This window comes from Mediterraneibacter sp. 210702-DFI.5.30, from assembly GCF_020560115.1.
Classification (GTDB): Bacteria; Bacillota; Clostridia; order Lachnospirales; family Lachnospiraceae; genus Mediterraneibacter; species Mediterraneibacter faecis.
This window is the reverse complement of the sequence record NZ_JAJCME010000003.1, coordinates 321,237-342,660: the sequence shown is the minus strand read 5'-3', so window position 1 is coordinate 342,660 and position 21,424 is coordinate 321,237. Positions and strand designations below refer to the sequence as shown.

At 40.3% G+C, this 21,424-nt stretch carries 16 protein-coding genes and 1 pseudogene; 13 read left to right on the top strand and 4 right to left on the bottom strand.

Annotated elements, in window-relative coordinates:
- Positions 1–191 precede the first annotated feature (191 nt).
- Together LI126_RS05240 and LI126_RS05235 are read left to right on the top strand one after the other, a co-directional pair.
- Complete coding sequence (locus LI126_RS05240) at positions 192–533, top strand: VOC family protein (RefSeq protein WP_117961726.1); 342 nt, start codon at positions 192–194, stop codon at positions 531–533.
- Positions 534–557: 24 nt separating this feature from the next.
- Positions 558–920: a VOC family protein gene (locus tag LI126_RS05235; RefSeq protein WP_227164981.1), complete on the top strand. Its 363-nt coding sequence runs from the start codon at positions 558–560 to the stop codon at positions 918–920.
- A gap of 152 nt (positions 921–1,072) precedes the next feature.
- On the opposite strand, the gene pdxT is transcribed toward LI126_RS05235, so the two are convergent.
- Complete coding sequence (gene pdxT / locus LI126_RS05230; RefSeq protein ID WP_226901201.1) at positions 1,073–1,651, bottom strand: pyridoxal 5'-phosphate synthase glutaminase subunit PdxT; 579 nt, start codon at positions 1,649–1,651, stop codon at positions 1,073–1,075.
- A 1-nt stretch (position 1,652) separates the two neighbouring features.
- Positions 1,653–2,534 carry a pyridoxal 5'-phosphate synthase lyase subunit PdxS gene (pdxS, locus tag LI126_RS05225; RefSeq protein ID WP_226901200.1) on the bottom strand — a complete coding sequence of 294 codons (882 nt, stop codon included), beginning with the start codon at positions 2,532–2,534 and terminating at the stop codon, positions 1,653–1,655.
- Between the two features lie 99 nt (positions 2,535–2,633).
- Between pdxS and pdxR the strand changes: the two genes are divergently transcribed.
- The 6 genes from pdxR to LI126_RS05195 all read left to right on the top strand — a co-directional run bounded on the left by pdxR (position 2,634) and on the right by LI126_RS05195 (position 10,722).
- Entirely contained in the window at positions 2,634–4,070 is a 1,437-nt protein-coding gene (gene pdxR / locus LI126_RS05220; RefSeq protein WP_227164980.1) for a MocR-like pyridoxine biosynthesis transcription factor PdxR, read from the top strand.
- A gap of 32 nt (positions 4,071–4,102) precedes the next feature.
- Complete coding sequence (locus LI126_RS05215) at positions 4,103–5,848, top strand: cache domain-containing sensor histidine kinase (RefSeq protein ID WP_227164979.1); 1,746 nt, start codon at positions 4,103–4,105, stop codon at positions 5,846–5,848.
- Positions 5,826–6,545 (top strand): response regulator transcription factor, encoded by a 720-nt coding sequence (locus LI126_RS05210; RefSeq protein ID WP_117499534.1) that lies wholly within the window; start codon positions 5,826–5,828, stop codon positions 6,543–6,545. Before LI126_RS05215 ends, LI126_RS05210 begins: the two co-directional genes overlap by 23 nt.
- Positions 6,546–6,735: 190 nt before the next feature.
- On the top strand, positions 6,736–8,193 hold the full coding sequence (locus LI126_RS05205; RefSeq protein WP_117499531.1) for an NCS1 family nucleobase:cation symporter-1: 1,458 nt from the start codon (positions 6,736–6,738) through the stop codon (positions 8,191–8,193).
- A gap of 95 nt (positions 8,194–8,288) precedes the next feature.
- Positions 8,289–9,680 (top strand): dihydropyrimidinase, encoded by a 1,392-nt coding sequence (gene hydA, locus LI126_RS05200; RefSeq protein ID WP_020437169.1) that lies wholly within the window; start codon positions 8,289–8,291, stop codon positions 9,678–9,680.
- A 55-nt stretch (positions 9,681–9,735) separates the two neighbouring features.
- Positions 9,736–10,722: a BMP family protein gene (locus LI126_RS05195; RefSeq protein WP_020437170.1), complete on the top strand. Its 987-nt coding sequence runs from the start codon at positions 9,736–9,738 to the stop codon at positions 10,720–10,722.
- 79 nt (positions 10,723–10,801) lie between these two features.
- Here LI126_RS05195 and LI126_RS05190 read toward each other — a convergent pair whose 3' ends face one another.
- Entirely contained in the window at positions 10,802–12,982 is a 2,181-nt protein-coding gene (locus LI126_RS05190) for a YhgE/Pip domain-containing protein (protein WP_227164978.1), read from the bottom strand.
- 1 nt (position 12,983) lies between these two features.
- A complete protein-coding gene (locus LI126_RS05185) occupies positions 12,984–15,524 on the bottom strand; it encodes a YhgE/Pip domain-containing protein (protein WP_227164977.1) in 2,541 nt (846 codons plus the stop codon).
- 282 nt (positions 15,525–15,806) lie between these two features.
- Here LI126_RS05185 and LI126_RS05180 point away from each other — a divergent pair, with 282 nt between their 5' ends.
- The 5 genes and pseudogenes from LI126_RS05180 to LI126_RS16290 all read left to right on the top strand — a co-directional run bounded on the left by LI126_RS05180 (position 15,807) and on the right by LI126_RS16290 (position 21,414).
- On the top strand, positions 15,807–16,403 hold the full coding sequence (locus tag LI126_RS05180; protein WP_227164976.1) for a TetR/AcrR family transcriptional regulator: 597 nt from the start codon (positions 15,807–15,809) through the stop codon (positions 16,401–16,403).
- A 3-nt stretch (positions 16,404–16,406) separates the two neighbouring features.
- Positions 16,407–17,777: a sodium-dependent transporter gene (locus LI126_RS05175; protein ID WP_055156816.1), complete on the top strand. Its 1,371-nt coding sequence runs from the start codon at positions 16,407–16,409 to the stop codon at positions 17,775–17,777.
- Between the two features lie 354 nt (positions 17,778–18,131).
- Complete coding sequence (locus LI126_RS05170; RefSeq protein ID WP_227164975.1) at positions 18,132–18,899, top strand: nucleotide-binding protein; 768 nt, start codon at positions 18,132–18,134, stop codon at positions 18,897–18,899.
- 22 nt (positions 18,900–18,921) lie between these two features.
- Positions 18,922–20,187: pseudogene (locus tag LI126_RS16295) on the top strand (nitrogenase component 1); the annotation flags it as partial.
- Positions 20,164–21,414: a nitrogenase component 1 gene (locus LI126_RS16290; RefSeq protein ID WP_442919966.1), complete on the top strand. Its 1,251-nt coding sequence runs from the start codon at positions 20,164–20,166 to the stop codon at positions 21,412–21,414. The pseudogene LI126_RS16295 and the gene LI126_RS16290, both read left to right, overlap by 24 nt.
- The last annotated feature ends 10 nt before the right edge of the window (positions 21,415–21,424 follow it).

The following is a 21,424-nucleotide window of genomic DNA, read 5'->3' as shown; positions in this document are numbered from 1 at the left end:
CAGTGATAGGTTTGGATGATGATGTTGGTTTTAACTGTATGTAGTTTTGAAGGTACATGGAATATAGAAAGGGATGAGAAGCAGTGCGAAAGCGCTGTTTTTTTTGTTAAACAATTTGAGTTTATAATGAAAAATAAAAAGAAATAACGTAATATAGAGGTAGTAGAATAAGCAAAAAGGAGTGTGTCAGGATGGCAAGAATCGATCACGCGGCAATTCGTACAAAATTATATGAAGAAGCACAACATTTTTTTGAAGATGTATTTGAGATGCATATGTGGAGAGAAATCGGTGAAAAACCGGGAAGAAAATGCTGGTACAAAGAAGGTATCCAGCTTTGCGAAGTAGAGGAGCTGGATGCAGCATCAGAAAATGGATATGATCATATTTCCATTGCAGTAGATTCAGAAGCAGAGATTATGGAGAAAATCAAAGCGTATCCGGTAAAAGCAATCAATGACCATTGGTTTTCGCTTCCAAATGGAACAAAGATTGAGCTAAAACCGCTGGCAGAGTGGAAAGTAGATGCATAAAACCTTACAAGGAGATTATGAAGTATGAGATTAAGAAATATTTTGATTGTTGTAGAAGATATCGAGAAATCGAAGAAATTTTATCATGATTTATTTGGACTTGATGTAATACTTGATAATGAAGGAAATGTCATTCTGACAGAGGGACTTGTTCTTCAGGAGAAAACAATTTGGAAGAACTTTCTGGAAAGAGATATCATTTCAGAGAGCAATTCCTGTGAGCTATATTTTGAGGAGAAGAATATCGAAGTCTTTGTCGAAAAACTGGACAAACTTTATCCGAATATAAAGTTTGTGAATCGTTTGATGACGCATAGCTGGGGACAGAAGATTGTTCGTTTTTATGATTTGGATGGGAATTTGATAGAGGTTGGAACACCAATGTAAAAAACCTGCTTAATAGTACTAGTAAAAAGAAAGAAATCGACAGGATGAAAATGATAAGCTCATTTAGAAAACATCCTGTCGGTTTCTTTTATTTACGCGAGCAACGAGCCAAAGTCCGTACTTGCACGAGACCTTGGAGAATGCTGCGATAACTATCTGATCATCCCTAGAAATGCTTCATGAATCCGTGTGTCCTGATCTAATTCCGGATGAAATGCAAATGCCATCTGATTCTTATATTTCACTCCCACAATACGATTCTCTACAATACTGAGGATCTCAGGTGTGTTTCCGAAAGCGTCAGCATGAACGGATTCTACAAAAGGGGCACGGATGAAAGTCATAGGAATTTCACCGATACCGGCTGCTTCAGCATTTGTATGGAAGCTTCCAAGCTGGCGACCGTAGGCGTTTCGTTTGACTGTCATAGGAATGGTTTCAAAATAGGTTTCGTCTTGTTCAGCAATGTCAGAAGCCAGGAGAATCATTCCGGCACAAGTGGCCAGAACAGGCATTCCGGATTGAATCTTTTCTTTTAAAGGTTCGAACATGTTAAGATCGTGTAAGAGTTTTCCCTGAACGGTGCTTTCACCGCCGGGAAGGATAATCCCATCAAAATCTTTTTGCAGATCAGAAGCCTGTCGGAGTTCAATGGTATGAACTCCAAGCTTTTGAAGCATTTGTTCGTGTTCTATGAATGCTCCTTGAAGGGCAAGTACTGCGATTGTCATTTTATTTTCCTCTTTCTGCCATGAGAAGTTCAATTTCCTGTTCGTTGATGCCGACCATAGCTTCACCAAGGTCAGATGAAAGTTCAGCGATCAGTTTTGCATCTGTATAGTTTGTAACGGCCTGTACGATAGCAGCAGCACGTTTCGCCGGATTTCCGGATTTGAAGATACCGGAACCGACAAAGACTCCCTCTGCGCCTAACTGCATCATAAGAGCAGCATCAGCAGGAGTTGCAACACCGCCGGCAGCAAAGTTTACAACAGGAAGTTTTCCGTTTTCATGTACATAAAGGACAAGATCATAAGGAACCTGCAACTGTTTGGCTGCCTCGAAAAGTTCATCTTTACGCATACTTACTAGTTTGGAAATTTCACTGTTCATTTTGCGCATATGTCGAACTGCCTGAACAATATCACCGGTTCCCGGTTCACCTTTTGTACGGATCATAGAAGCTCCTTCATTGATACGTCTGAGTGCTTCGCCAAGATCTTTTGCACCGCAGACAAATGGAACACCAAACTCTCTTTTGGTAATATGGTAGACATCATCTGCAGGTGAAAGGACTTCGCTTTCATCAATATAGTCGATTTCAATTGCCTGAAGTACCTGAGCTTCTGCAAAATGTCCGATTCTGCATTTGGCCATAACAGGGATTGAAACAGCTTCCTGGATTCCTTTGATCATCTTCGGGTCACTCATACGGGAAACTCCACCAGCAGCGCGGATGTCAGCCGGAATTCTTTCCAGCGCCATAACAGCACATGCACCGGCAGCTTCTGCAATTTTTGCCTGTTCCGGAGTTGTAACATCCATGATCACTCCACCTTTTAACATCTGTGCCAGATTTTTATTCAATTCATAACGTTCATTATTTGTACTCATTTTTAAATCTCCTTTTCTTTACTAATTCGATAGGTAATAGTATAATGACAAAGTGACTATATAAAAATACTCAGTTTTAATATATTCAAAAAGGTCAGAATGGAGAAAAAAGTAAATATGTTGACATATAATTTTGAAAATATAGGGTCAGATACGCTTTATCAATATTTGTATAAATGTATTAAGAATGACATTATTCAAGGGAAAATTAAGAGTGGAGAAAAACTTCCATCAAAGCGTGCACTTGCAAAAAATCTGGCTATAAGTGTAATTACAGTAGAAAATGCTTATGGGCAGCTTGCAGCAGAGGGATATATTTATTCTGTTCCAAAGAGCGGATTTTATGTGGTAGATCTACGCGATGACAAAATGAAAAATGAGAGTGTTTTATCAGAAAATAGAATTTACAGCAATAAGCTTAACCTTACTGGTGGAAAAAATGCTTATATTGCAGATTTTACGAGTAATCAGACGGAACAGAGTGCATTTCCATTTTCTATTTGGACAAAGACGATGCGGGCAGTAATGAATGACTATCAGACTGAATTGATGCTTAATCCACCGTGTGGCGGAGTAATGGAATTAAGACAAAGCATTGCGGATTATCTGAAAGCATTCCGAAATATGACGGTGCGGCCGGAACAGATCATTATTGGTGCTGGAACAGAATATTTGTCCAGTCTTTTGATTCAGCTTTTGGGAAAGGAATTGAAATATTCAGTTGAAAATCCGGGATATCATAAAATCGCAAAAATTTATCGCAGTATGGGAGCTTGTTATGAGTATATAGAAATAGAAGAGGACGGACCGAAGGTAGAAGAACTGGAAGAAAAAGAAATCAATGTGATACATTGTTCTCCATCGCATCATTATCCAACCGGAAGGGTAATGCCAATCAGTAAACGTTATGAGTTACTTGGCTGGGTGACAAAAACGAAAGATAGATATATTATAGAAGATGAATATGACAGTGAACTTAGATTGAATGGTAAGCCAATTCCATCACTTCAGAGCATTGATGTATCGGGAAAAGTGATTTATATGAATACATTTTCCAAGACTTTGTGTTCAACAGTGCGAATCAGTTATATGGTGCTGCCGGATGAATTGGCAGAACGATTTTACAGAGAACTTTCTTTTTATTCCTGTACGGTATCAAATTTTGAACAATATACGTTAGCGCAGTTTATGAATTCAGGGGCATTTGAGAAACATATTAACCGGCTGCGTAATTATTATCAGCAGAAGAGAGACCGGATCCTGGAAGCATTTTTACAGGGAGTATTGAAAACTAAAATCCAGATTCTGGAAGAAGATGCAGGAGTACATTTTTTAATGAAAGTAGATACAAACCTGAGTGAAGAAGAATTTCTGGATAAAATGAAGAGCAAAGGAATTAAGCTGGCTGCATTGTCATCCTATTATCATTCAAGTGAGAAGAAGAAAAAGTATGAAAATATTTATGTTATGAATTATTCATTTGTTGATTGTGAAAAAATGGAATATGTTGCAAAGATGATAACACAAGTGGAATGACATGGAGAAAAGTATGGAGGGAGAAAGATAAAATGACTTTGCGAAAGAAGTTAATGCTCTCTTTTTTGATACTGGTGCTTTTGATGGGATCAATGATTGGATATTTTTCTTATCAAAATGCAAAAAATCTTGTATTGGAAAACAAAGAACAAGAGATGGCTGATACAATTAACAGAATTGATATCTCTATTAATAGTCAGGTTCAGCAGATCAATCGTCTGGCTGAAAATGTAAAATCCAGTCAAATCGTGAGGGCATATTTGAAAAAAGAGATACATACGCAGGAAGAAACAGAAGAATTAAATGATTGGATGGAAGGGCTTTTAAATCTTATATCAAGCTGCACAGATTTGATACTGATGAATGAAGATGGAACCGTGTATTACAGCTATTCAGGCTGCCAGGCAGTGAATGATAAAAGGCGGATGGAAGTATATGAGAATGCAGCAAGTAACCTTGTTGGAGATGGTACCTGGACGGAAAAAGGAAGTTCGCTTTGTCAGAAAAATGCAGAAGAAGTAGTAACATTTATAAGTTCTATCAATAAGGTAATTCTTGCGATAGAATTGAATCCGGAGACATTTGGACTTTTGATGTTGAATAATTATAGTACCTTTCAAAATCAGTACACTTATCTGGTGGATTGCGCCGGAAATGTTCTGTGCTCGAATAAGACGAATATTTATGATTGGGGAGATGTCGTAACAAAAGGGATGGAAAAAGGAGTTAGAAGATATGAATTCAACTGGGATAATAAGGATTATTTTGCCTGTAGGCAGTATAATGGACTGACCGGATGGGAGACTTATTCAGTGGTTTCGACAGATGATTTCTTTCCACAGGCAAAGAGACTTCGAGAAGCAATTATGGGCCTTGTTTTGCTGGCAATGCTGGCGGCAGGAGTTGGAATTTTTATTTTGTCCTATACATTTACAAGGCCAATCGGGAGATTGAAAAATGCTATGAAACAGGTCGAAGCAGGAGATTTTGAAATACAGATAGAATCAAAAGCACATGATGAAATAGGAATGCTGATTCAGTCTTTTAATTATATGGTCAGTAGATTACGCCAATTGATTATGGAAGTATATCAACAAAAACTGGCACAGAAGAATGCAGAACTTACAGCACTTCAGGCTCAGATCAATCCACATTTCCTTTACAATACATTAGATTCTATCAATTGGATGTTAATTGAAAAGGGAGAATGGGAGATAAGTGATGTTGTAGTATCTTTAGGAGATATTTTGAAATATTCACTTCATGGAGAAGAGATGCTTGTACTTTTTGAGGAAGAATTAAAATATATTGAAAGTTATCTTTGTATTCAGAAGAACCGATTAGAAGATCGTCTGACAGTTCAGATAGAAATAGATGAAGAAGCAAAGCTGTGTTTTGTTCCGAAGCTGATTCTTCAGCCGATTGTGGAGAATGCGATTCTGCATGGAATTGAGAAGAAGAAGGAGATGGGCAGAATCCAGATTCAAGCGATTGTCAGAGAAGGAACTCTTGAGATACGTGTAACAGATGATGGAATCGGTATGCAGCCAGATCGTTTGATGAGGTTTAGGGAGAGTATTATGTCAGATGAAATCAGTGGAAAGCATATTGGAATGCGAAATGTACATCGTAGAATCCAGTTGCATTTTGGAGAGGCATATGGATTAAAAATTGACAGTGAATGGCAGAAAGGGACAACCGTTACTATTCTTCTCCCAGTAGAAGAAGTGGATCAGGCAAAGGAGGTTACAGAAGATGAAAATCGTAATTGTAGATGATGAACCGAAGATCAGGAATGGTCTATCAAAATTATTGTCATCCAGACCTGGATTTGAGATTACAGGTGTATTTGAAAATGCCATGGAAGCGCTGGAACAGTTGTCTGTTTCTTATGCGGATGTGATTATTACTGATATTAAGATGCCGGAGATTAATGGTCTGGATCTGATCAATCGAATCCGTGAAAAGGATGAGAATACAAAAATTATTATATTAAGTGGTTATAGTGATTTTTCTTTTGCACAGAGAGCAATAGAGCTTGGTGTGACCAGATATCTGACAAAGCCTACAAATGCCAGAGAATTGATTGGAATTCTGGAAGAAATTGAGAAAAATATTCAGAAACCTCGGAGTGAAGAAAAACAAGAAATGAAAGTGACAAATCTTTTTGTTCAGAAAGCGATGGACTACATTTCTATGAATTATTCACAAAAGCTGACCTTGACAAAGATTTCAGAACAACTTTGTATCACGCCCAACTATTTGAGTGAGTTGTTTAAAAAACATACAGGTCAGAATGTATCTGAATATATTATAGATTACCGGTTGGAGAAAGCTTGTCAATTTCTTAAGAATCCGCAGCTTAGAATAGGAGAAGTTTCAGAAAAAGTGGGAATTAACGATGTTCGTTATTTCAGCAGTATGTTTAAGAAAAAATATAATCTTACGCCGACAGAATACAGAAACAAACAATAAAAGATAAAAAAATATTTTAAATAATTCTCTCATGGAAATGTAGAAAATCTAACATAAAAACCGTAAATATTAAACAAAAGTAGAAAGCTATCACATTGAAAATGCAACAAAATGTACTAAAATTGAAGTATAAGATATCAATGCGCAAATGATATATCGAAACAAAAATAAAAAACAATGGAGGTACATTATGGGGGCTTTTCAAAGACAGATAGGCGATATGGTAGAATTGACACCGGAAGGTGAAAAGGAAATCCATAAATACAAAAATAATTATGCAGATGCGACAAAACCATTGAGTTCAAAAGAGCGTAACTGGTCAGCATGGGACATGGGAAATCTGTGGATTGGTATGATTGTATCTATCGCAGTATATCAGGTGGCAAGTGGACTGATCGTATCCGGTATGTCATGGGCACAGGCATTGTTAACGATTGTATTAGGACATACACTTGTTATGATTTTTGCAGTTGTTCTTGGACATTTCGGTACAAAGTATGGACTTGGTTATCCGATGCTCAGTAAAATGGTGTTTGGATCAAAAGGAACTGTAGTCCCGTCAATTGTCCGTGGAGTACTTGGGTGTTTCTGGTTCGGTGTTCAGGCATGGATTGGCGGTCAGGCACTTAATGCAATTATCGGAGCAATTATTCCAGCATGGCATGGACTTGGATTTAAAGGTTTATTTATTTCGTTCTTATTATTCTGGGCAATGAACGTATATATTGCAGGATCAGGATCCAGTGCATTACAGAAACTGGAAAAGTTTGCAGCACCGGTATTGATCGTGTTGAGCTTTATCGTAATCATCTGGGGAATTAGAAGTGCAGATTGGAGTGTGTCGAAACTTCTTTCTGACCCATCTCTTCAGGGAGATCCATCCAAGAATTTCTGGAAACTGTTCTTCCCAGCATTGTCTTCAATGATTGCATTTGACGGTGGTATTGCACTGTCTATGGCAGATTTCACAAAGAACTGTAAAACACAGAAGGCACAGGCAGTAGGACAGCTTGTCGGGGCACCTGTAATGACAGCATTCATTTCCTTTGTAGGAATTTGCGGAACAGCAGGAGCAGCAATTGTATTTAAAGAAGCAATCTGGGAGCCGGCAGTTCTTGTAAGTAAATTTGACAATCCGTTTATTGTAATTATTTTCTCGTTGTTCATTATTATGGCAGTACTGACAACAAATGTTGCAGCAAATCTGGTTCCACCGACAAATGTTATCGCAACTTTATTTGCAAAGAAAGTAAGCTACAAAAAGGCTGCTTTGATTGCAGCAGTACTTGCTTTATTTGCTCAGCCGTGGAATGCACTGGCAAGTGCGTACGATTTGATTTATAATGTATGTGGAATGCTTGGAGCGTTGCTGGGACCTATCTCAGGATTATATCTGGTATCCTATCTGTTTGAGCATAAGACAGAGGTTGATATGGTTGATATGTACAAGGAAGACGGCGGAAAATATTATTATTCAAAAGGCTTTAATGTACCGATCATCATTATTTTTGTGGCAGCAATGATCATTATCTTTGCCGGAAAATATATTGCACCACTGAAATTTATCTTTGACAATGCATATGTAGTAGGAAGTATCGGTGCAGGTCTTGCATACTTTATCTATATTAAAGCAGCAAAAAGAGGTTAGAAACAGCACTCATCAGGCAAAAAAATCACCGCAGCTATGGAAAGCATAGACTGCGGTAGAAGCATAACTGAAACTAAGAGAGGAGTGGAAGTATCATGAAAACACTTGTAAAAAATGGAATGATCGTATCACCGGAGGACACTTATGAAGCAGATGTCCTGATTGAGGATGGTGTGATCGAATGTATCGGAAAGAACTTGGAAGCAAAATTTGGGGATGCAGATAAGGTGATCGATGCGAAAGGAAAATATGTTCTTCCGGGAGGTGTTGATGTTCATACGCATATGGATATTGATGTCGGAATCGCGAGAGCAGTAGATGATTTTTATACAGGTACTGTTGCAGCCGCATGCGGCGGAACTACAACAATCGTAGACCATATGGGATTCGGACCGGCAGGATGCCCGCTACATCATCAACTGGATGTATATCATGGACTGGCAGACGATAAAGCTGTTATCGATTATGGATTCCATGGAGTAGTCCAGCATGTAGACGAGTCTATTTTAAATGAGCTTGAGACAATGATGGATGACGGAGTCCAGAGCACAAAGGTTTATATGACTTATGGCTATAAGATTGATGATGATGGTATTTTAGAAGTTCTTAAGAAGATGAAAGAACTGCATGGAATCACAGCATTCCATTGCGAGAATCATTATGTGGTAGAGCATCTGAAGAAAGAATATGGTGATGCCGGAAAGACAGCGCCGATCTATCATGCAAAGAGCAGACCGAATCTTGCAGAAGCAGAGGCTGTAAGAAGAGTCCTTTATCTTGCGAAGCTTGCAGGTGATGCACCGGTGTATATTGTACATCTTTCTTGTAAGGAAAGTCTTGAAGCAGTTGAAGAAGCAAGAAGAAACGGACAAAAAAACATTTTTGTTGAGACATGTACACAGTATCTGACACTTACAGAAGACAGATATAAAGATCCGGATGGATTGAAATATATTATGTCTCCACCGCTTCGTACACAGCAGGATCTTGATGCGCTGTGGAAAGGATTAGAGGCAGGAGAGATTCAGATCGTTGCGACAGATCATTGTCCATTCAATTATGCAAAAGAGAAACAGGACGGCAAGGATGATTTCAGAAAATGTCCGAATGGAGCTCCGGGAGTTGAAGAAAGAATGATTCTTCTTTTCTCAGAAGGTGTAATGAAAAACAAAATCAGCATCAACAAGCTGGTAGAAGTTGCCTGTACAAATCCGGCAAAGGTGTACGGAATGTATCCTAAGAAGGGAATTATTGAACCGGGAGCAGATGGAGACCTTGTGATTATTGATGCTGATGCAAAACAGACATTGACTCACAAGATGATGCACGGAGCTGTTGATTATACTTCTTATGAAGGAACAGATCTGCACGGAAAGATTGATCTCGTAATGCAGAGAGGAAATATCATCGCTGAAAATAATGAATTTAAAGGTAATCGAGGAGATGGAAAGTATCTCTATAGAAAACCTTTTTTAGGAGATTTATAATCGAAAGTCAGAGGATCTGAAATATACAGAACTCAAAAATAAAGGATAACAAGGCATGGAAGATACCAGGAAAAAAAAGAAAATAAAAGCTGAGACAGGCATCATTGTTGCAGTATTACTTATCATTGTTGCAGTAATCGAAGGAACTACTTACCGAAAAATTATTCCGGCCAATCAGCCGAAAGTTGTTGTAATTCTTCCGGGAGATACAAATGATCAAAGTTGGAATACGGGAAATTACGAAGGGATTCTTGCAAATCAGAACAAAGATAAGAAAATTGATCTGGAGTATCAGAGTAATGTCGAAGAGAAAGACTTTGAGGCAGTGATTCGTAGATATGCAGAAGATAATTATAATCTGATCATACTTGCAGGATCACAGTTCGAGGAGGTTGTTTCTTCTGTGTCAGGAGATTATCCGAAAGTTGATTTTTGTATTTTAAATGGCCGATCGGCATCAGGTAAAAATACATTTTCTGTTTATCCAAAAGAAGAGGAGGCAAGCCATCTGGCGGGAATCATTGGTGGAAATCTGACGAAGACAGGAATACTTGGCATCATTGCCGGTTATCCGAATGAGGCAATGGAGACCTTGCTGGATCAGTATGAAAAGGATGTTCGTCAGCTGGCTGCGGATAGAAAGCTTCCGAATGCAACAGTACTCAGGGCCTATGCGAATAGTTGGGAAGATGAGGAACTTGGAAAAGAGATTGCAAACCAAATGATCGGAAAAGGTGCAGATGTTTTATTTATTTACGCAAATAAAGTTGGAAATGGCTGCATTGAGGCTGCAAAGGAAAATGGAGTAAAGGTGATTGGATTTTCGGAGAATCAAAATGATCTTGCTCCGGGAACGGTTGCAGCATCGATTAAGTTTGATTTCGGAAAAATATATTCCTGGATTTTGGATCATTATATGGATGGAAAACTCAATGGTAATGAAGTTTATGGAGTAGGTATCGAAGAAGAAATTTTTATTCCGATTTTTACAGATGAAGTATCGAAGGAAGTACAGCAGACGGTAGAAAATAATATGAAATAATAAGAGAACCCCTAAAACAGAACCGTTCACGGTAATGTTTTAGGGGGCTTTTTGTAGTTATATATTTTAGACCATTACATTAGATCAGATGTGTACTTTCAAGCTTCTCCATAAATGCATCGTTCATCTTTATGATTGGTTTTCTGAGCAGAAGACCAAGCAGCAGTGACGGTGCAAGGAAGATTGCCAGTTTGCTGAGCTCTGTAGCATAAGTTGTTCCGTAGAATCCTGCAATACATTCACGCATCGCATTCATGCTGTGTGTGAACGGCAGAAGTGGATAAACAACCTGGAAAAACTTCGGTGCACACTGGATCGGGAATGTTCCACCACTTCCTGCAACCTGCATTACCATCAGGACAACGGCAATTGCTTTACCGATATCTCCAAAGGAGACAGTCAGTGCATAGATCAGATTCACATAGACAAAGCTTGTGAACATACCGGTTAGTACAAACATTACCGGATGCTTACACTGAATACCAAGGAAGAAAAGATCTCCAAGACAGATGAGTGCACTTTGCATGAAACCGATAATGATCAGAAGTAGGATACGTCCGATATAGAGCTGATATTCTTTCGGATGGAATAGTTTCTTCTTTGTAGAATCAGCTACAGTGACTTTTAGCATGGCAGCCATAACAACAGCACCTACCCAGATCGCAAGAGTGGAGTAGAATGGAGTCATTGCAGACCCGTAATTTTCAATTGGATAAATCTTTTTTTCATCCAGTTTGACTGGAGAGGAGAGGAAAGAGGCGATTGTCTCCGGATCTTCTGATAACAGGTTTGTCACAGCGGAAAGATCCTTTGAATCCTCGGAGGAAAGTGTTGCAGCCAGTGAAGTTAATTTTCCGGAGGCCTCATTCAACAGTTCAGCGGAATTCGAAAGAGTCTTCTGAAGTCCTGTCAGTCCGTCGGAAGTAGAACCTGTGACACCAGCAATGTTCTGAATGCTCTTATCAAGATCTCCAAGCATGGAAGAAATGGAGCCTGTTGTGGAATCCAGATTGGCAGAAAGGCTGTCCAGATTTCCTTTTACATTATTCTCATATGTTGTCTTAACTTCTGTGACAGATGATGTTGCCTGAACGATCAGGGTGTCAAGTTCGCTTTTTAATTCAGCAGCATTTGCAGTAGCTGTAGGAAGTGCTTCGGCAGCAGCATTTATTTTATCGCGGATTGCCGTCTGACGATCAATTGCCAACTGTATCTTCTGGTTAATGCTGGCAACAGCATCATTTAAAATCGTGAGCTCAGGGTGTTCATTTGCAATCGCTGTCAGAGCATCAGACAGTTTCGTATATTCATCAATTACAGTTTGTACACGACTGCTGACAGAAGTCAGGGCATTTGACGCAGCCTGGGCATCGCTATTATAGGAGTCTAAGGCTTTGTCAACAGCATCAGAAACAGCGGTGTAAAAGCTGGCGTTTTGTGTCAGAGCATCAGAAATTGTCTTTGATGTACCGGATACTAAAGATGCCAGGGAACTTAAATCTGAATTTTCCAGGGAGCTGACGCTGGACTTTGTACCAGAACCGCTTTCCTGAAGGAATTCCGTTGTTGTGTTTAACATTGTGATGGCTGAATCAGTCATATCGGATAAAGATTGAACGGTTCCGGCAACAGAACCAAGATCGGTTCCCATCTGATTTAAGTTATCGATCAAATGATCAACCATAGAGTCATCCCCGGCTTCCTGTGCAGCAGAACTTACAATCTGAAAAGCATCCAGTGCAGTCTGTGCGACGGTTTCAATAAACGTTTCGTTAATTTGCTTTTGGACAGCAGTTGCTCCTTTTCCTGTAATGATCGGAGCAATTGCATTTTCTTTTTCATTTTGATAATAAGTCAGATCCGGATGTTCTGTAGTTGAGGAGAAAACACTCATCATTTTCTGGCTGAAATCTTTCGGAATGACGATCGCTGCATAATATTTTCCGGATTTTACACCTTTCTGTGCGGATTTAGAATCAGTGAAAACCCAGTCAAATTGCTTATTTTTATGCAGAGAAGAAAGAATCTGATCCCCCATGTTGATCTTTACAGCAATAAGTTCTCCGGTGTATCCTTCATCATCACTTGCAACGGCAAGTTTCAGTTCGCCTGTGTTACCGTATGGATCCCAGCTCGCTGAGATGTTAAACCATGCATAGAGAGTCGGAATTACAGTGATTCCCATGATAACAATCATAGCGATAACATTTTTGTGAATCTTCATCACATCATTTTTAAAGATTAAGAAAATATTCTTCAAATTATTCTGCCTCCTTTCCACGGAAGTTTTCAAGCATCTCTTCATAGGACATACCGGCCATTTCTTTTTGTTCCTCCAGTTTTGTATGGATATATTCTATAACAATCAGCCATACAGAGATTGCGATAATAGAGATAATCCACAAAGTCAGGAACACGATCTTTGATTCGAGACTGAACATCAGAATCAGGAAGATCAGAGGGATGATCGCAATGGCAAGGAAGCCGATACGAACCATCTTCCGGTAATTATTTTCAAATTTCTGTGCCCGTTCAGCTGTTACAAGGCGAAGGTCTTCGATGGAAAGAGATGCCTGTAAGAGCATGGAAAGCTGTGTACTTCTGCTAAGTTCTACTTCGTGTGGTTCGCACATCATAAATTCTGTCTCTGCCAGTTTCTTGTCGAACAGATGGTTCAGTCCGGAAAGAGCCGGGCGTAGTCCAAGTCCGATAAGCAGAGAGATCGGTACATAGCACAGAAGCAGGATCAGAAGATCGTTGCGGAAGTTGGAACCGTAGAAACCGGCAATTGCTTCACGCATAGCATTCACACCATAGGTAAATGGAAGAAGTGGATGCAGTTTCTGGAAAAATGCCGGTGTCATCTCAATCGGGTAGGTTCCGGAAGAACCAGGAATCTGCAGGATTACGAGAATAACACAGAGCGCTTTACCAATATGCTTAAATGTAAGTGACAGCGCATAAATAATATTTACATAAACAAAGGAACAAACCATTCCTGTCAGGATAAATTGTGACGGATGATTACATTGAACTCCCGGAAGGAGTGTATCACCAAGGCAGACAATGAATCCCTGAATAAGCCCAACAACCATATATAAGAGCCAGCGGCCAAAATATAATGTTGTCGGTCCATAGCCATGCATGGAGCTGTCTTTATCTACTTCCATCTTGAAGATTGCGATCAGTACGATACCACCGACCCAGATTGCAAGGTTGGAGTAGAAAGGTGTCATCGAAGAACCGTAATTATCGACAGCATAGTATGTCTCTGTATTGATCTCTACAGGAGAAGACATGAAGGAAGCAATTGAATCTGCATCAATGCCTTCTAAAGAGAGCAGTTTCTGATAAGTAGCCGAACTTGTGATGGCATTGAGATCTGTCTGAAGTGTGTTTAATTTATTCTCAACAGCGCCTAATGCATCTTTTGTTCTGTTCAGTAATTCAGTTGTATTTGATAATCCTGTAGTCAGCTGATCAAGCATGCTGTTCATCTGATCAGAAGTGGCAGGAACACCGTTAAGCATTCCGGTTACCTGACCGGTCAGAGAGGAAAAGGTATCCAACGTCTGGTTGAGCAGTGGCAGGATATTCTGATCCAGAGAAGAGCGGAATGTATGTAGATTATCAATATTTTCTTTTGTAAGAGCAGCAAGCTGTTCCTGGGTTGCTGTAGTTGTATCCAATGCATCCTGTATTCCGTCATTTCCTGTCTGCAGGCTGCTGATCAATTCATTATTCCGCTGGTTCTGTGCCTGAAGTGTGGAAATCTTTGCAGTGATCTGATCACCAATTATTCCAGGAAGCTGGTCTGCGAGATCTTGCATGTCTGCAAGAATGTCTGCATTTAATTCGTTGACCTGATTGGCATAACCAAGAGCGGTACTGACAGAAGTATTTATCCTGCCGGCAGCAGTTGCAAGATCAGTTATTCCGGCAGATGCGGAGCTGTTAGCTTTCCCAAGCAGCAGTTCTCCGTCGGAAAGTGCCTGAGAGAGTGAAGAAGAAAATTCTCCTGCGGAGGATCTTGTTGTCTGCATGATCTTGTCTGCATCAGACAGTGCATTTGCACCGGAAGAGGCAGCAGTTCCGAGTGAATCGGCTGCATTTTTCGCATTCTGTATCAGCGCATTTGTATTAGCTGAACCAGCTTGAAACTGATCCAGGAGCTGAGCATATTCCTGAATATTGTTCTCAGCTTTGGCAAGCAGGCTGTTGATATCCTCAGTTGTGGAATCAACAAAGTCAGAAATATTGAATACAGATTCTTTCAAAAGTTCTGCAATTGTTTCAGATGCAACAGAGGAAAAAGTATTGTTTATTTGTGTCTGGATCGTGCTTGCACCTGAACTGGTGATCTTTGGCGCAATTGCATTGAGTTTTTCATTGATATAGTATTCAAGTTCCGGAGTTTCAATCTTTCCGGACAGGACACTTAGCAGGGATTCGCTAAAATCTTGCGGAATAATGATTGCTGCATAATATTCACCGGATTTAACTCCTTCAATAGCAGCATCTTTGGAAACAAATGTCCATCCTAACTGGTTGTTTTCTTTTAGTTGATCAATAATCTGGCTGCCGGCATTGATCGTCAGATCATCATGTGTGGCATCGGTGTCCAGATTTGCTACTGCTACCTTGATGCCGGAAGTATTGGCATAAGGATCGATATTTGCTGCAATATTAAACCATGCGTAGAGTGAGGGGAGAATAGATACTCCGATCAAAACAAGTATTGCTGCCGGATTACGGAGCAGGCGTTTCATATCGCGGCGAAAAATCCGAAATGCGTTTCTCATGGATAAAACTCCTTTTCTTAAAAATATTTCTAGTAATAGATACAATGTTGATTTTCATGTCAAAAAGTATTATATTAATGTAGAAACTAATTTACAACCATTAATCAACACTGGATATGTCTAATAATAGACGAAAGATTGAAAAATGTCTAGCAGGTGGAGAAAATCATGTTACTGTTCGCACGGGAGTGAACAGTAACAAAATCATTCATTTAAGTCATAGAAACAGAGTAGAGAGTTATTGGTCAGTAGTACTGTAAGTTATAAAGGGGGGAAGAGAAGATGCAGAAGAAGACAGATCGCAGAGTCAGAAAGACAAAAAGTCAGCTTAAAACAGGTCTTGCTCAATTGATGAGGGAGAAGAGTATCAGAGAGATTACGGTAAAAGAATTGGTAGATACGGTGGATATCAATCGTTCTACCTTTTATCTGCATTATTCTGATATACCGGGGCTGCTTGCAGAAGTTGAAAATGAAATGATGGAAGAGATGCAGCGCGCAATCCGTGAACATCCAATTGATCCGGGAAAAGATACCGTTTACTATTTTATTCAGGATTTATTTCATGTGCTTGATGAAAATCGTCAGATTGCAAGTGCGCTTGTAGGACCACATGGGGATATTGGTTTTGTACATAAGTTAGAGCAGCTTTTAGAGGAAAAGAGCCGGGAGTCACTTGCAGCTCTTGTACCGGAGAAAACAGGTGAAATGAAATATTTTTATTCTTATTGCCTGAACGGTTGTCTCGGTTTTGTGAAAACATGGTTGGAAACAGGCGAAAAGGAAACACCGGAATATGCAGCAGAGATGGCTTATCGAATGGTTGTAAGTTCAGTTACAGCATTTTATGACACTAAAGAAGGAAGAGAGGACAACTAAGAAATGAAACGAGAGAAATTTGGCTCACGTCTGGGATTTATCCTGATCTCAGCGGGATGTGCCATTGGCTTGGGAAATGTTTGGCGTTTTCCGTATATTACAGGAAAGTATGGAGGAGCAGCATTTGTTCTGATCTATCTGCTGTTTCTTGTTCTGTTGGGATTGCCAATCATGGTAATGGAATTCGCAGTGGGTCGTGGAAGTCAGGCAAGTATTGCACTATCCTTTGACCGTCTGGAACCACTGGGAACAAAGTGGCACTGGTATAAATGGTTTGGAATCGGTGGAAACTATCTTTTAATGATGTTCTACACAACAATCGGCGGATGGCTTCTTCTATATACAGGAAAGATGGCAATCGGAGAGTTTAAAGGACTTGATGCGGATGGTGTGACCGGAGTATTTACATCACTTCTTGGACAGCCTGTTACAATGACAATCTGTATGATCCTTGTTGTTGTGCTGTGCTTTGGAATCGTCTGTATGGGACTTCAGAAAGGTGTAGAGCAGATCACAAAGAAAATGATGATCCTCCTTTTCGTGTTGATGATCATTCTTGCAGTGCGTTCCGTGACATTGCCGGGAGCAGAGAAAGGACTGGAGTTCTATCTTCTTCCTGATTTTAAGAAAGCAGCAGAAGCAGGATTGAAAGAAGTTATTTTCGCAGCGATGGGACAGGCATTCTTTACATTAAGTCTTGGAATCGGTGCGATTGCGATCTTTGGAAGTTATATCGGAAAAGAAAGAACTTTGACAGGAGAAGCAGTCTGCGTAACAGTTCTGGATACATTAGTTGCATTGATCGCTGGATTTATTATTTTTCCGGCCTGCTTTGCATTTAATGTCCAGCCGGACAGTGGTCCGAGTCTGATCTTTATCACACTTCCGAACATTTTCAATGCAATGAGTGCAGGGAGAATCTGGGGAACAATTTTCTTCCTTTGTATGTTTTTCGCAGCATGCTCTACAATCATTGCCGTGTTTGAAAATCTGATCGCATTTGTGATGGATTTAACGAATTGTTCAAGAACAAAGGCGGTTGTGGGAAATCTGATCGCGATCATTGTACTTTCCCTTCCATGTATTTTTGGATTCAACATATGGAGCGGCTTCATGCCTCTGGGAGCAGGAAGCAGTATTCAGGACCTTGAGGACTTTATTGTAAGTAATAACCTGCTTCCGATCGGAAGCCTGATCTACCTTCTGTTCTGTACAAGCCGCTATGGTTGGGGCTGGGATAAGTTCCAGAAAGAAGCGAATGCAGGAAGTGGAATCAAGTTCCCGGGTTGGGCCAGATTCTATGTATCCTATATTCTGCCATTGATCGTATTATTTATCTTTGTGCAGGGATATTGGAGTAAATTTGTTGGATAAAACAATAACAATATTGTGAAATAAAAAACGCTATAATAACCAGAAATTCATTGCCATTCTATTAGTGATAAGTTATAATTTAACTAATGGTTTTGCAAGAGATTTACAACTGTTCCAAACGGAAAGAATACGTTTCAATCTGAATGCAGCAGAGAGATATCTCATAGCAATAAAGACATGGATTTTGAATAGAATATAGACTCTGACGGCAAGGAAGTAAGAGATACCGAGCGGGAATAGTTGTAAAGAAGCGTTTAGACAAAAAAATATTTTGTGATTTTAACAGACTCTTTTTCCGTTGGGGAAGAAGGGTCTTTCTCTTTACCAGGGAAATAAAATGGGAGGATCAGCAATATGTTAAAGGTAGCAATTTACGGAAAAGGTGGGATTGGAAAGTCCACGATTACATCGAATCTGGCAGCAGCATTTGCCGCTATGGGGAAGCGCGTAATTCAGATCGGATGTGATCCGAAAGCAGATTCAACGATCAATCTGTTAGGCGGCGAGCCATTGCGTCCGGTAATGAATTATATGAGAGAAGAGGATGAGGAGCCGGAAGAATTAGATCAGATCGCAAAGGAAGGATTCGGTGGTGTGCTCTGTATCGAGACAGGCGGACCGACACCGGGACTAGGATGTGCAGGACGCGGGATCATAGCGACATTTCAGTTATTAGAAGACTTGCGGTTGTTTGAGACATACAAACCGGATGTTGTTCTGTATGATGTGCTTGGGGATGTTGTCTGTGGCGGATTCGCAGCACCGATCCGGGAAGGATATGCAGAGAAGGTTGTGCTTGTTACATCCGGAGAAAAGATGGCATTGTATGCGGCTAACAATATTTCCAGCGCAGTGCGTAACTTTGAAGATCGCAGTTATGCAAGAATTTTTGGATTGATCCTGAATCATAGAAATGTGGAAAATGAAACGGAGAAGGTACAGGCATTTGCAGAAGAAAAAAAGATTCCTATTGTTGGTGAGATTCCAAGAAGTGATGAGATTATACGCTGGGAAGATCAGGGAAAGACTGTGATCGAAGGCGACGCAGATTCTGAGATCAGTAAGAGATTCTTTGAACTGGCAGAAAAGCTGTTAGAGGATGAAACAGAACGTGTGAGATAAAATATAAGTCGAGGGAAAATATATGAAGAAAGCATATTTTTGTACAGCGGAAGAACTGGAACAAAGAGGAAAGGATAATCTTCCGAAACAGTTTCAGTCAGGGGAACATTTAATCTATAGTTCGCCGGCTACGCTTGCCTTTAACTCTCCAGGAGCAGAAGGGTTTGGAGTGAAAAGAGCAGGACTTGCAGTGCCGGGATCGATCATGCTGATCGTGGCACCGGGGTGCTGTGGAAGAAATACGTCCATGATCAGTTCAATGAAAGAATATAATAACCGTTTCTTTTACCTTTGCATGGATGAGACTGATATTGTAACAGGGCGTCATCTAAAGAAAATCCCGAAAGCAGTTGCATCAATCTGTGAAGGTCTTGAGAAGAAACCATCCGTTGTGATGATCTGTATTACCTGTGTGGATGCCCTTCTTGGAACAGATATGGAACGTGTCTGTAGAAAAGCGGAAGAAAAAGCCGGACTTCCGGTGCGTCCATGTTATATGTATGCATTGACACGAGAGGGACGAAAGCCACCAATGGTTCATGTGAGACAGTCTCTGTATTCACTTCTTGAACCAGGACATAAAAAAGGAAATGTAGTAAATCTGCTCGGATACTTTTCACCACTCGTAGATGACTGTGAATTATATACACTGCTTCAAGAGGCAGGTGTGAAAACGATTCATGAGATTTCGAGATGTGAAGATTTTGAAGAATATAAGAAAATGTCTGAGGCGAATTTTAATCTTGTTCTTCACCCGGAGGCACGATTTGCAGCAGAGGATTTTCATGACAGATTAAAGATTCCATTTATCGAACTGCGCAGACTTTATCAGATTGATAAAATTGGAAGCCAGTATCAGGCATTTGGCGCAGCACTTGGAATAGAATTTCATGTAGAGGAACAGAAAAAACAGGCACAGGAAGCAATTGAAAGTTTTCGTAAAGTCTGTCCGGACCCGGTATTTGCTGTTGGGGAATGTGCAAATGCGGATCCGTTTGAATTATCATTAGCATTGGTGAAATATGGATTTAAAGTAGCAGAAATCTACGGAACGATTACTGGGGAGAACTTTATTTATATCAGACAGTTGAAAAAGTTAAGTCCGCAGACAAAGATTTTTTCCAATATGGAACCGACGATGCTCTATTACGATTCAGCGGAAAGTGGCGTGACACTGACAATCGGAAAGGATGCCTGTTATTATCATCCGAACACAAAAGGAATCCATTGGAATGAGGAGAGACAGCCTTTCGGATATGCAGGCGTGAGAAGACTGTTTGAGGCGCTGGAACTGGCTGTGACAGAACAGGCAGAAGGTAATGTTTTGCAGAAACAGGTGGAAGTGATCGGTGCAGATTCACAAGAAGCAGATGCAAAGGAGAATTCGGAAGGATGGCTCAATAAAGAAGTCAGTGCAAAGGAAAACGCAGTTTCTGTACGTGGTCTTTGGAAAGGACTGACTCCATTTGCACCGGATCAGTCAGGTGCAGCGTCCGTTTTCTATGAACTGGGAGGAATTCTTGTTATTTGTGATGCGGGAGGCTGTACAGGAAATGTATGCGGATTCGATGAACCGCGCTGGTTCGGGGAACGTAGTGCGATTTTCAGTGCGGGCTTGCGTGACATGGATGCAATCCTTGGAAGAGATGACAGGCTTGTTGCGAAACTTACGGATGCAGCAGAGAAGATTGATGCAAATTTTGCAGCGGTGATCGGTACTCCGGTTCCGGCTGTGATCGCAACGGATTATAGAGCATTACAGAGAATGTGCGAGAAGAAGACAAATCTTCCGATTCTGACTGTAGATACGAACGGAATGGAACTGTATGATGTGGGAGAAGAGAAGGCATGGCTGACTTTATTCAAGACATTTGCAGGAAAAGATGTAGCATCACAGAAGGAAGCTTCAGAAGAAGACGATTCTTCTAAAAAGATGAAAATCGGAGTTCTCGGTCTGACGCCACATGATGTCAGTGACCTGAATATAGAAGAGAAGTTCCGGAAATCAGAAAATGAGAATACGCATTATATTTGCTATGGAATGAGAGTAGGTATTGATAAAGTAAAGACAGCAGGCTCTGCAGATAAGAATCTGGTTGTAGCACCGGCGGCACTCGAGACAGCAAAATATCTGGAAAAAGAATTTGGCACACCGTATGAAGTGGGATATCCATTTGTAGATGAATTGATACCTGAACTTGATTATGCTGGGAAAAAGATACTGATCATTCATCAGCAGGTGATTGCAAATGCCATCAGACAGGAAATTCGTACAAGAAGTGATGAACAGAATACAGAAGTTACGGTGGCAAGCTGGTTTATGATGAAATCCGAGCTTTCAGAAGAAGGAGATCTTTCACTGAAAGAAGAGATGGATTATTGTAAGCTTGTTCAAAATGGGAACTATGACATTGTCTTTGCAGATGAAAATATGAGAGGCCTGGTACCGGGATTCAAAGGAACATTTGTTAATATACGGCATTTTGCAGTCTCAGGAAAACTGCAGGAGTCATAACGGGAGGAAA

Excerpts from the sequence above, each read along its gene's own strand:
- LI126_RS05205 (WP_117499531.1), top strand. The coding sequence starts at position 6,736 with ATGGGGGCTTTTCAAAGACAGATAGGCGATATGGTAGAATTGACACCG.
- LI126_RS05210 (WP_117499534.1), top strand. The coding sequence starts at position 5,826 with ATGAAAATCGTAATTGTAGATGATGAACCGAAGATCAGGAATGGTCTA.
- LI126_RS05170 (WP_227164975.1), top strand. The coding sequence starts at position 18,132 with ATGTTAAAGGTAGCAATTTACGGAAAAGGTGGGATTGGAAAGTCCACG.
- hydA (WP_020437169.1), top strand. The coding sequence starts at position 8,289 with ATGAAAACACTTGTAAAAAATGGAATGATCGTATCACCGGAGGACACT.
- pdxS (WP_226901200.1), bottom strand. The coding sequence starts at position 2,534 with ATGAGTACAAATAATGAACGTTATGAATTGAATAAAAATCTGGCACAG.
- LI126_RS05240 (WP_117961726.1), top strand. The coding sequence starts at position 192 with ATGGCAAGAATCGATCACGCGGCAATTCGTACAAAATTATATGAAGAA.
- LI126_RS05235 (WP_227164981.1), top strand. The coding sequence starts at position 558 with ATGAGATTAAGAAATATTTTGATTGTTGTAGAAGATATCGAGAAATCG.
- LI126_RS05180 (WP_227164976.1), top strand. The coding sequence starts at position 15,807 with ATGCAGAAGAAGACAGATCGCAGAGTCAGAAAGACAAAAAGTCAGCTT.
- LI126_RS05195 (WP_020437170.1), top strand. The coding sequence starts at position 9,736 with ATGGAAGATACCAGGAAAAAAAAGAAAATAAAAGCTGAGACAGGCATC.
- pdxR (WP_227164980.1), top strand. The coding sequence starts at position 2,634 with ATGGAGAAAAAAGTAAATATGTTGACATATAATTTTGAAAATATAGGG.
- LI126_RS05185 (WP_227164977.1), bottom strand. The coding sequence starts at position 15,524 with ATGAGAAACGCATTTCGGATTTTTCGCCGCGATATGAAACGCCTGCTC.
- pdxT (WP_226901201.1), bottom strand. The coding sequence starts at position 1,651 with ATGACAATCGCAGTACTTGCCCTTCAAGGAGCATTCATAGAACACGAA.
- LI126_RS05215 (WP_227164979.1), top strand. The coding sequence starts at position 4,103 with ATGACTTTGCGAAAGAAGTTAATGCTCTCTTTTTTGATACTGGTGCTT.
- LI126_RS05175 (WP_055156816.1), top strand. The coding sequence starts at position 16,407 with ATGAAACGAGAGAAATTTGGCTCACGTCTGGGATTTATCCTGATCTCA.